We start from the raw sequence: 12,047 nt of genomic DNA on the forward strand, positions 1-12,047 counted from the left end.
TGTATTATTAGAGTCAGACGTATTATATATAGGATTCAGATCAGTTTTCTTCCACACTTTTCATCCAGTCGTTGTCTGACGGGAGTGTCTCGGCCGCATATTCCTCGCCATGCTGTGAGGCATCGAGTCCGAGGTGTTCGTTCCAGCCGGAAACTCTCATTGGGATGATTTTATCTGTAAGCCAGTAGAGGCCGTAGCTCATTATGAATGTGTAGATAAATACCAGTGCGAGTACAATAATATGGTTCCGGAAGAATTCACTGCGGGAAATCATGTCGGGATTACCCTGAGCAAAGAAGTCATAAGCGAAAACGCCGGTGAGGATTGTGCCGATGATGCCGCCGAGGCCATGAGTGGGAAACACGTCAAGTGCATCATCAAGAAGATTGCTGTAGCCTTTCCAGGCAACCGCCATATTGCAGCATATGGTTATGAACAGCGCTATGAATATGCTCTGGCCGAGCGTTACCCAACCGGCGCAGGGTGTGATGGCAACCAGACCGACCACTGCTCCGATGGCAGCGCCCATAGCCGAAGGCTTGTGCCCGCGGATAGCGTCAAGTGTGATCCAGCCGACCATTGCGACTGCAGCTGCTGTGTTTGTGTTGAGAAACGCAGCTACGGCAATCCCGTCAGCGGCAAGTGAGCTTCCGCCGTTGAATCCGAACCAACCGAGCCATAGCAAAGCCGCGCCGAGCAGGACAAACGGAACATTGGCCGGCTTGATGCTTTCGCCTGCTTCCTGATGGCGGCGTCCGAGAAACATCGCACCTGCCAGAGCCGCGATTCCGGAAGCTGCGTGGACCACTATACCCCCTGCATAGTCATGTACATGCATCATGCCGAACAGACCTTCCGGATGCCATGTGCAGTGTGCCAACGGGCAATATACTATGATAGTCCAAAGTACCATAAACAACAGATAGCCTGAGAAATGGACACGTTCCGCAAAGGCCCCGGTGATAAGCGAGGGGGTAATTATGGCGAATTTCATCTGGAAAAGTGCAAACAGGGCAAGGGGTATTGTGGTAGTGGCTATTCCGATCTGCGACAGATCTGTTTTTACATCAGTAATATTGCCTACACCTACATTTTTCATCATGAAGAAGTCGGCAGGGTTTCCAATGACATGCCAGACATCGTCACCGAAAGCGAGACCGAAGCCGAACACGACCCAGATTACACTTACAAAGCCCATGACAATGAAGCTCTGTAGCATCGTGGAGATCACATTTTTCGGCCTGACCATACCGCCGTAGAAAAATGACAGCCCCGGAGTCATCATGAGCACGAATATGGTGGCGGTTATCATCCATGCTATGTTGGCCCAAAGGTGGTCTCCGGGTAGAGTGAAGAGTTCTTCAGAAAATTCTGATTTTACTCCGATGATGCTTGCTGCGATCAATGCAGTCATAACAAATAGCCAGCCTGAGCTGACCTTTTTACCATTTAAAATCATATCTTCAGTTATTTACTATGAATCTGAACAAAAAACAATCTTAAAAAATCTTTCGAGATGTTGCAAAAGTAACACTTTGTTTGTAGATTGGCAAATATATTGACAAATTTCTTTTTGTGTAGGTCTTAAAATGTCAAATTTCTAAACGTGTGAGCTGCCCGCGGCTGTGTGGGCTGAATGATTAAATTGCTGAGATCACGGCTGTTATATGTAAGTAGTAAGGTTTAGTCCGGTAGAAGCTAAAAAAATCTTAATAAGGGGCCGTCTAAATCAATAAATTTTAAAATCGTTTGCATGTGACACTAAAATCATCTACCTTTGAGCCAAGTATTGTTTCATCTATTTTTTGGTTTATAAACTTAAAATAAACCCCATCTATAGCGCAATGGACGCAAATAATTTCGATTTCTCAGAGATAGCCCCTTATGATGAAAAGCAGTTTCGGACAGCTATCGCCAAGATGGTATCTGAGCCGGGATTTGAACATGCTATCCGCTGGGTTCTTCCTGACATTGATTATGATCAATTCATAGGCCTGCTGACTGCCTGCAATAACAAGCAGGAATTCCAGTCACGGATAATGGCTGATTTCCTTGATGAACTTGAACGGAAAACCACAGCCGGTGTTACGGCCTCAGGCGTGGAAAAAATTGATCCCTCAAAACGTTATACATTCATAACAAATCACAGAGATATTGTTCTTGATGCCTCGTTTATCAATCTGATCTTCCTGCGTCGTGATATGCCCACATCAGAAGTGGCGATTGGCGACAACTTGCTTATTTACGAATGGATCACACATCTCGTGAAGCTCAACGGAAGTTTCATTGTCAAACGTAACCTCCCGACCCGTCAGGCTCTTGATGCGGCGCGCCAGCTTTCATCCTATATACATTATGCTATAACCCAAAAGCATGAAAGCGTCTGGATCGCACAGAGGCAGGGCAGGGCAAAGGATTCGAGCGACCACACTCAGGAAAGTGTGCTTAAAATGCTCGGACTTTCAGGCGGAGGCACGCTGACTGAAAATCTGGCCGAAATCAACATTTGTCCGGCAGCCATATCATATGAATATGATCCGAATGACTATCTGAAAGCCCGCGAATACCTGCTCCGTCATCGCGATCCGGAATTCAAGAAAAGCAAGCGTGACGATCTTTTCTCGATGGAAACAGGTCTGATGCAATACAAAGGCCGTGTCCACATATCTTTTGCAAACTGCATTTCGCCGATGATTGAAGCTATTCCTGCGGATGCTGACAAGCAGGAGTCTCTGAGCCGTATCTGCCATCAGATAGACAGTTCGATACACAGCGGCTATAGAATCTATCCGATCAACTATGTGGCTTATGATCATGCGTTTGATTCAGATATGTATCGTGACCGCTATACGGAAGAAGATATTGCAAAAGTCACCGAATATGTCGAAGGGCAGCTTGACAAGGTTGATATCACTGATGTGACCCCTCAGGAACGGAATTTCATGCGGACATATATGTATATGATGTATGCAAATCCGCTACGCAACAAACTTCTTGCCTCCGGTAGCTGTTGATAGATAATACAGAGATATATTCAACAGTCAATCAAAAAGAGTAGAATTTAATCCATGCGTCTTCCACTGTTCCCGCTTCTTATAGCCATTATTGTCAACCTCCTTGTTGATACATATATCTACAAGGCTCTGACGCATCGGTTCAGGAGCCGGATTCCGGCACAGGTCCATCTGTGGAGCGCGGTGGCGCTGTTTATATTGATTGTTGTGGCATTGCTGATGCCACGCACATCGTCAGAGAGCGCTCTGCTGGCTGTGATGTGGATGATCTACATATATATATCTGTCTATTTCGCAAAATACGCTTTTGTTATCATAGATCTGGCAGCCAGAATTCCGCAGTTGCTCAGACGCAAACGGCTCAGATGGCTTTCGGCAATCGCTTCGGTGACCGGTGTCGGTGTGCTCGGTGTGATGCTGTGGGCTTCTATGATCAATAGGTTCCATATTGATGTAAATGAAGTCGAGATAGGTATTGACGGGTTGCCAGACGGTTTTGACGGCTATCGTATTGCCCAGATCTCGGATCTGCACGTTGGGACATTTGGCTCAGACACATCGTTCGTTTCGACTCTTGCTGACAGGGTCAATGCTCTGGATGCGGATATGATTGTGTTTACAGGTGATATAGTCAATTCGCGCAGTACGGAACTGATCCCTCATGCCGCTCCTCTTTCAAAACTTTCGGCGCCTGACGGAGTATTGTCGATACTTGGAAATCATGACTATGGTGACTATGCTTCCTGGCCGGATAAGGCAGCGAAGCAGGGCAATATGGATCTTATGAAGTCGCTGCAGAAGGATATGGGCTGGCGTCTTCTGCTTAATGAATGTGTTATGCTGCACCGTGGAGGTGATTCAATAGCTGTTATCGGAGTCGAAAATATAGGAGATCCGCCTTTCCCGGTCTATGGATCGCTCTCAGATGCCTATCCACAGTACTCAGACAGTGTTGTCAAGATATTGCTGACCCACAATCCTGCTCATTGGGTCGACTCGATCGCATCCAGGCCAGATATAAATATACCGCTTTCTCTCTCCGGCCACACTCATGCGATGCAGATTGAAATATTCGGCTGGTCGCCGGCAAAATACCGCTATCCGACATGGGGCGGACTCTATGCCGATGACAATGGCAGCCACCAGTTATATGTCAATATAGGAACAGGCACCGTCGGATTTCCGGCGCGTGTCGGAGCCACACCTGAGATTACTCTATTCACACTTAAAAAAGCAAAAAACCAACATTAATGGCCAACGTACACGCCAATGTAATTACTGCCGAACTCGGCACTCATCTGCGTAAGCATGTGGCGGCATGTCTTCGCCTGCTGGATGAAGGAGCTACTATTCCTTTCATTGCCCGTTATCGAAAAGAAGCAACCGGAGGGATGGACGAAGTGACAGTTCATGCCGTTCAGAAGCGCCATCAGGAACTTTCCGAACTTGACAAGCGTAAGGAATATATCCTTGACGTGATCCGCGAGCGCGGCGCGCTGACGGCTGAACTTGAAGAGCGTATAAACGAGACACTTGATCCGGTGGCTCTAGAGGATATATATCTTCCGTATAAACCTAAACGCAACACCCGTGCGCAAGCTGCGCGAGCTCTTGGGCTTGAGCCTTTGGCAAAAATTATCATGGCTCAGAACTCGACTGATGTGGAGAAGCAAGCCAAAAAATTTGCAAAGGAAGCCGGTAGCATAAGTGCGGCTCTGGCCGGAGCATCCGATATAATTGCCGAATGGGTAAGCGAGAGCGAGAAAGCAAGGAATCTTGTCAGATCACGTTATCAGCGTTCGGCTGTCATCAATTCCAAAGTGATTGCCGGTAAGGAAGATGAGGGGAAGAATTATCAGAACTATTTCAACTTCTCCGAGCCATTGAGGACCTGCAATTCTCACCGTTATCTCGCCATGCGCCGCGGAGAAGAGGAAGAAATTCTCAAGGTGTCGATTACGATTGATGACGATGAAATGATTGACCGTCTTTCTCGTATGTTTGTCCGTTCGGGCGCATCGGAAGAGTGTGCGTCTCTAGTGCGCGGTGCTGTAAAGGACGGTTACCGTCGTCTGATGAGGCCATCGATAGAAAACGAAGTGGCTGCTGCCACCAAAGAAAAGAGCGATGATGCGGCCATACAGATGTTTGCCGACAATGTGCGCCAGCTCCTGATGGCGGCTCCGCTCGGTCGCAAGCGCGTGCTTGCTATAGATCCCGGTTTCCGCACAGGCTGCAAACTTGTGGTGCTTGACGAGCAGGGCAATCTGCTTCAGCATGATGTCATCTATCCCACGCCTCCGGCCAATGACTTTGTCGGAGCTGCCGATGCCCTTTGTTTTTATGTGGATCGCTATCGGATTGACGCTATAGCTATCGGGAACGGCACTGCCGGACGAGAGACGGAACGCTTTATCCGTGATGTGATGTTGCCTCGCAAGGTGCAGTTGTTTATGGTGAATGAAAACGGGGCATCGGTCTATTCGGCCTCTGAAGTCGCTCGCGAGGAATTCCCGAATGAAGATGTCACTGTGCGTGGAGCTGTATCGATCGGTCGCCGCCTGATCGACCCACTGGCCGAACTTGTGAAGATTGATCCGAAGGCGATCGGTGTAGGGCAGTATCAGCATGCTGTCAACCAGACTAAGCTCAAGGATTCGCTGGACTATGTGGTTGAAAGCTGTGTGAATACAGTCGGTGTGAATGTCAACACCGCATCCAGGCAGTTGCTGTCTTATGTCTCAGGCATTGGCCCGTCGCTGGCTGCCAACATAGTGAAATATCGTGCTGAAAATGGCGATTTTACTTCTCGTGACCAATTGCTTCAGGTGCCACGTATGGGAGAGAAGGCTTTTCAGCAGTGTGCAGGCTTCCTGCGCATTCCTGGAGCGCCTAATCCGCTTGACAACACGGGTGTTCACCCTGAACGCTATGAACTGGTAGAACAGATAGCCTTTGATGCCAAGGCCGATGTGGCTCGTCTTGCCCGTGACCGCAATCTGCTCCACAGTATTGAGCTTGACCGTTATGTGACAAAAGAAGTCGGTCTTCCGACGCTCACTGATATCATTCTGGAACTTGAGAAGCCTGGCCGGGATCCGCGTGAGACAGTAGAAGAGACGCCTTATGATGATTCTGTCAGAACGATAGATGACCTACATATAGGCCAGGAGCTTACCGGAAAGGTCAACAATATAACTGCCTTCGGTGTGTTTGTTGATCTCGGCATGAAGGAAAACGGCCTGATACATATTTCTCAACTCAGCGAGCGTTTCATTTCCTCTCCTTCTGAAGTAGTCAGCATCGGGCAGAACGTCAGAGTGAGAGTGATGGACATAGATACATCACGTGGCCGCATAGCTCTGACCATGAAAGGAGTCGCACAATGATCGAGAACCTTAATTCCTGTACGGTCGGACTCGGAAGCAATACCGCAGACCGCAGCTGTCAGATCGGGCAGGCCATCGAGCATCTGCTCGGCTATTTAGAAAACGCTTCGGCTTCATCGGTCTATGAATCTGAGGCTTTCAACGGCAAGGATGAACCGTATTTCAATGCTGTTGTACATGGTTACACTTCTCATGACCGTGAGACTATAGTGAAATATCTGAAAGAGTGGGAAGCCGAGTGTGGACGCACAATGGAGGATACATTGAAAGGCATGATCAAAATAGATCTCGATCTTGTGATCTGGAACGAGCATATTCTGAGGCCCAAGGATTTTGAGCGGCACTATTTCAATTGCGGATATCGTGAGCTTCTTGCCAAAGGGGCATATGAGACATTATGATATGAACTTTGCGGACCGGATATTCCGGATATGCACCCAGATATAAAAAACACAGCGGTCGCCGGCATATAACCGGTGGCCGCTGTGGTTTTTTGTTGATTGTAAGTGTTTTACCGATATTGAATTTTCAGTGATCCATACATGGTTGCGGCAAGTGCCACGAACAGTAGCAGGCTTCCGAACAGAAGTGCGTAGGTCGAGATGCATAGCATCACATAGCAGAAACCATACATTATAGAGAGCACACCGCAGATGGCAAGGCCGACAGCTTTTGAGCCGAGCATCTTCCACATGTAGCATGTGATAAGGGTTATGGTCATGACTGCGGCTATCAGATAGCTTGCTCCGAATGACATGTGTTCTGACAGTCCCAGCAGCAGAGAGTAGAACAGGATCAGAGCCACACCGATGAGGAAGTAATTGAACATCGGTATTGGGCGGTGCATGGTGGTCTCCGTGAAAAATACGCTGAAAAAAGTCAGAATGATGATTATGAATGCATATTTTATGGCACGGCATACTTTCTGATAGCGGTCGACACCGAGGAGAAAATCGGCACCGACGTATTCACACACGTTGTAGCCGCCAACAGTATGCCGTATCTCCCATCTGGCTGAGAAGCCGTCTTTGCCTACCTTGCGGCTGACCGGCAATTGCTCTCTGCTGAATGAAGGATTGGTGGCATTTCCGATGATGGTTATAGTGTTTGTGTCAGCAGACGGCATGATGAAAAATCCGCCTGATCCGCGCGCTTTTATCGAGGTGCTGAACGGGACATCTTCGATTTTATCAAGATCGGCTATAGGGATACATGCATGAAGGCTCGAATCCGAACGGCTCCAGGCATATGTGGTGTCACCGATCTTCAGCGGGCTTGTTTCGGTTACGTTGTGCGGATCAATGTCGATTTTGACTGTTATTGAATCGGACTCAAAACGTTTGAAATCTGACGATCTGAAGTGACCTTTCATGCTGATGGCAGCTGTAAATACTTCCGCTTCATAGATGCCGCGGTGAAGCGACATGGTTTCTACGTTGGCGTTCACGTTAAGCGCTACCGGGACAATACCGGCAGGTCTAAGACTGTCGGTGTCCGGCTCGATTGCAAGAAAGGGGCCGTCAATATATGTCTTTTCGCCCCATTGCCCGACAATATCCTGTGAGACATCCGCACTGGTTGTATTGCGGTCATAGGCCATCAGCCATATTGCAAGAGCGCCGATCATGAGCACACAGCAGAGCAGCCCCATCAGGACTATCTTCAGTCCGACTGACATGTCTGGTCCGGAAGGTCGGTTTGGTTTGGCTGAAGGGGGCTGAGGCGTGAATACCGGCAATGGCGGAGGTGTAATGCGTGGTGGCAGATTGCTCATTGCTTTGTCACTGTATTGTTAGTTCCCGGTCTATCACTTTTAGTCTGAGTGTAAAATACATGGCTATGGCCAGAATCACGAACAGTGACAGACTGCCAATCAGCAGGGCCATCGAGCCCATGTAGAGAAGAAGGAGTATGATGCCGTATTCCACAATCAGAATGCCCGCAGTCAGGACAACTGCTTTAGTATAGGCCATAATTCCTTTGACAAATGTGCCTATAAGGCCTACTGTCATGACTGTCACAATTGCGTAAGCGATGTAGAACGGCATTTTTTCGGCCATAGCGAGCAGCAGGAGGAAGAACAGGCAGAGCGCGCAGCCTGTCAGTCCATATTGCAGATAGTTGACAGTCTTGCGGTATCTGATTTCAATAAGTGTCAGTGACAGCAGCGAGATTGCCGTTATGGCAAAGCAGTAGCCTGTCGAGTTGCAGACCAGTGTGCTTGCCGCTTCACTCAGAAGGGTCAGTTCGGCGCGTGATTCCGCGAGACTGTCTATCCCGGATGCGATCATGGTGAATATGATCGAGATTCCGAGCACAAAAAAGGTCTGTAGTCCAAGCCAGCGCATGGTATATTTTGGTTCCGGGATGGTTGGAAGCTTCGGCGCCTGGGCCATTTGCGGGTTCATGTTCTGAGTGGTTTGTGATTCCATAAATTCAAATGTGATTTATTGGCTGAGAATAGTGTTTGCTATGTCTGGATGGCATATAACAGCATGACAGACTTATAAATGCAAAATTATTAAAAACGAGATGAAAAACAAAAATACTGATCAAAAAATGTGTGGCACAATCGTCGCAATATCTATGACAGAAGCCGGTAGAGCCCCATTCCCCAATTTGTGTAATCTCAGCTGTGAGTTCGGTGACAAGTCTGCGCCGGAGGATATTCCACTTAAAGATCGAGCTCCCTGAAAATTGGGATGAACTGATGAAGGAAGCCGGTTACAGACCGCTGTCGGAGTCTAATGGTCAGTGGATTGGCTTAAGGATTATTGAAAATGGAGTGTTGCGCAGTGATCTGTGTGGTATGTCGGCTTCGGTCAGTTCCTGACGGTAGCGGTCATGTCGCCTGCGGTTCAGATCGGCGCTAAGGAGTATTGTATCAGGTCTGATCTCCGCGGCGAGATCTCTGATGTCGCCGCGGAAACCGTTGCACACAAGTGCATAGCTGATGTGTCGGTCACAGTCAGAGACATGTGATTTGTCGTAAACCATTAGAATTGTCAATAGACTATCGGCGGAACTTTCAGTAAGTCTGCCGGAATGGGTCCGGAATGTAAGTAGATTGTCGTGTCTGGAGAACAGTCCGGAGTGGCAATGAGCCGGGAGCGGGCGTATTGAGTCAATGCCGCGTTTGAGCATGAAAAGTCTGTATTTTTGTGTATAACTGTCAATAATATCTCCGGTTTCATGGTTTCGGGCTGTTGTGGCGAAGACCAAAGTATTGTCATGGCGTATAATGACTGATGTATGTCGGCCTGTGCGTGGGATATAGAGTTCTGCTCCGGGATCGGCATTGCATCGGAATGAGGCTGTGATGAAGACGGTGAAGACTGAGAGCATAATTGTTGCCGCGAGCCCGGCCGGTCTGCGCCTGTAGAGCCAGATGGCAAATGCTGCAAGAGTGACAAACCATGCGGCTATAGTGAAAGGGTGGAGTAGGATACCGTCGGCAACAGCTCCGGGAAGGGTGCTTGCAAAGGTTGAGGCCGAGAGGATTATACTGTAAAGCGAGTCAACGCAGTCTGCAAGCCAGAGCCATTGAAGGCCGGCGGCATTGGCTGAAAGAAGTACGATACCACCGCCAAGAATTAGCGGCAGCAGCAACGCGCTGATGAAATTGACAGGAAGTGCATAGACAGGTAGAATGTTGAAATAGTAAGCGCTGACTATCCCGGTTCCGAGCAGGGCGGCTAGAGTTACTGCCGGATATGTGGCGAAAGTGTATGCTATGGCGTTGCGGCGGCTGAACGGGTTGATCTTCTCAGCAAACAGCAATATGGATATAACGGCAAGAAAAGATAGCTGGAAGCCGATCGAATAGATGGCCTGAGGAGTGAAAAGTAATATCAGCAGTGCTGCAAGGCATAGCGAGTTGAACGGTGCGCGAACCCGCTGGAGCATAGCGGAGATCAGAAGGACCGATGCCATTATCACAGCGCGTACCACAGACGGGCTCAGTCCCGTCATTATTGCGAACATCCACAGGAGGATTATTGTGAGTATTGTGCGTAGATTGTTCAGTCCGGTAAGTCGGAGAGGCAGAAGTACAAGTGAAATTATAAGTGCGATTATGCCTACGTGCAGCCCGCTGAGAGCCAGTATGTGAGAGAGCCCGGTTATGGAAAAGATCTCGCGAGTCTCTGCTGTCAGCATTGAGCGGTCTCCTGTGAGAGCGGCGTTCAGAAATCCCTGAGTCTTGTCAGTCAGCGCTGAGGCAGCTATAAGGAGTGTGATTTTTTCGTGCTGTCTGCGGATGGTGTTTAAAAGTCCCGGCTCCGGCTGAATGATTCTGAGGCTGTCAGGCGAAACCAATGCTTGGCCTATGACTCCGCTGCGCCGTAGAGATGAATTGTAGTCGATTTCATCTGGGAGATCTGGGTCATATTCAATGTTGTCAAGTTTTGCCGGAAAATGTATGCGCCATCGTTCATCGACAGTAGGTACTGATGACGGCACCGAGACTTTGACTCTGAAAGGCCGGATTGCGTGGCCGTTGCAGGAGTCGATCTTGACAATCAGAGTCTGTGTGGGCTCGAAACGGCGTACTTCAGTGGTGACACCTGAAAAGCAGTATGAATGTTGGCTGAACTCCGTAGGCAATTGCGGCGGAGCATGAAGTTCGCTGTCCAAGCAGCCAAGAGCCATCGCGATCAGGAGTATCGAGATGCTGTAACGGTGCAGAACAGCCGCAGCGAAGGCTCCGGCTGTAAGTAGGAACATAAAAAATCCGCCCATACCACACCCCTGCAGAAGGATACCGGTTATAAACGCAACGGTAAATGGCAGAAGTGGAATGAGCGGGAGAGGCAAAACCGTGGAGAGTGAGAAGGTGTACTATTTACATGTTCCAGATGTTCCATGACTCGAATGCCTGGAGAAGGAGCATCTCAAGGCCGTTTTTGACTTCGGCTCCGTAGGCGCGCGATTTTTTCATGAATGTAGTGACATCAGGGTTATAGATCAGATCGTAACAAAGATGGTCCGGTGTCAGTAGATCATAAGGAATGTCTGGGCAGCGGTCAACATTTGGATACATCCCCAGCGGGGTGCAGTTTACTATGATCCTGTGGCTTTCCATTACTTCCGGTGTGAGTTGAGCATAAGAAAGCTGACCCTCTGCAGGTGTACGTGACACGAAGACAGGTTCGACACCGAGATTTATCAGGGCGCGGTTGATAGCCTTTGATGCGCCCCCAGTGCCAAGTATCAAAGCCCGGTTACGTTTGGGGTTGATAAGAGGTGCGATAGAATTCTGGAATCCCATGGCATCGCTGTTATAGCCTTTGAGCCGGATGTCTCCGTTTTTGTCGCGTATGATCTTTATGACATTCACAGCCCCGATCTGAGCGGCTTCCGAGTCCATCTCGCTCATATAGGGGATGACCTGCTCTTTGTAAGGGATGGTCACGTTGAGGCCTGAAAGATTCGGATTTTCAGAAATTACCTCCATGAGATCGCCAATTTCCGGTATTTCAAAATTGACATATTCGGCGTCGATATTTTCTGACTCGAACATGTTGTTGAAATAGTTCATTGAGAAGGAGTGGGTGAGGGGAAAGCCTATAAGGCCATAGACTCTGTGGCGTGGCAGTGACATATTATTATGGTATTATGCGGGTGGATATATCAAATGGATTTA

At 48.6% G+C, this 12,047-nt stretch carries 9 protein-coding genes; 4 read left to right on the forward strand and 5 right to left on the reverse strand.

Annotated features, from left to right (window positions below):
• Window positions 1-40 precede the first annotated feature (40 nt).
• Window positions 41-1,414: an ammonium transporter gene (locus E7745_RS08190; protein WP_240597823.1), complete on the reverse strand. Its 1,374-nt coding sequence runs from the start codon at window positions 1,412-1,414 to the stop codon at window positions 41-43.
• A gap of 430 nt (window positions 1,415-1,844) precedes the next feature.
• Between E7745_RS08190 and E7745_RS08195 the strand changes: the two genes are divergently transcribed.
• The 4 genes from E7745_RS08195 to E7745_RS08210 are packed head-to-tail and all read left to right on the forward strand — an operon-like array spanning window position 1,845 to window position 6,804.
• Complete coding sequence (locus tag E7745_RS08195) at window positions 1,845-3,014, forward strand: acyltransferase (protein WP_107033094.1); 1,170 nt, start codon at window positions 1,845-1,847, stop codon at window positions 3,012-3,014.
• 54 nt (window positions 3,015-3,068) lie between these two features.
• Window positions 3,069-4,265, forward strand: coding sequence for a metallophosphoesterase (locus E7745_RS08200; RefSeq protein WP_136408625.1), 1,197 nt, complete (start codon window positions 3,069-3,071; stop codon window positions 4,263-4,265).
• Complete coding sequence (locus tag E7745_RS08205; protein ID WP_136408626.1) at window positions 4,265-6,403, forward strand: Tex family protein; 2,139 nt, start codon at window positions 4,265-4,267, stop codon at window positions 6,401-6,403. The genes E7745_RS08200 and E7745_RS08205 overlap by 1 nt, the downstream gene beginning before the upstream one ends.
• A complete protein-coding gene (locus E7745_RS08210) occupies window positions 6,400-6,804 on the forward strand; it encodes a 2-amino-4-hydroxy-6-hydroxymethyldihydropteridine diphosphokinase (RefSeq protein WP_107033091.1) in 405 nt (134 codons plus the stop codon). Before E7745_RS08205 ends, E7745_RS08210 begins: the two co-directional genes overlap by 4 nt.
• Window positions 6,805-6,914: 110 nt before the next feature.
• Here E7745_RS08210 and E7745_RS08215 read toward each other — a convergent pair whose 3' ends face one another.
• The 4 genes from E7745_RS08215 to E7745_RS08230 all read right to left on the reverse strand — a co-directional run bounded on the left by E7745_RS08215 (window position 6,915) and on the right by E7745_RS08230 (window position 12,005).
• The gene (locus E7745_RS08215; RefSeq protein WP_168182058.1) at window positions 6,915-8,081 is read right to left on the reverse strand and encodes an inner membrane CreD family protein; all 1,167 of its coding nucleotides are present in this window, start codon (window positions 8,079-8,081) and stop codon (window positions 6,915-6,917) included.
• Between the two features lie 103 nt (window positions 8,082-8,184).
• Window positions 8,185-8,835: an inner membrane CreD family protein gene (locus E7745_RS08220; protein ID WP_123398004.1), complete on the reverse strand. Its 651-nt coding sequence runs from the start codon at window positions 8,833-8,835 to the stop codon at window positions 8,185-8,187.
• A gap of 319 nt (window positions 8,836-9,154) precedes the next feature.
• Window positions 9,155-11,143 carry a ComEC/Rec2 family competence protein gene (locus tag E7745_RS08225; protein WP_123398003.1) on the reverse strand — a complete coding sequence of 663 codons (1,989 nt, stop codon included), beginning with the start codon at window positions 11,141-11,143 and terminating at the stop codon, window positions 9,155-9,157.
• 103 nt (window positions 11,144-11,246) lie between these two features.
• Complete coding sequence (locus E7745_RS08230) at window positions 11,247-12,005, reverse strand: shikimate dehydrogenase (RefSeq protein ID WP_123398002.1); 759 nt, start codon at window positions 12,003-12,005, stop codon at window positions 11,247-11,249.
• Window positions 12,006-12,047: the final 42 nt, after the last annotated feature.

The sequence above is a fragment of the Duncaniella sp. C9 genome (assembly GCF_004803935.1).
Taxonomy (GTDB): domain Bacteria; phylum Bacteroidota; class Bacteroidia; order Bacteroidales; family Muribaculaceae; genus Duncaniella; species Duncaniella muris.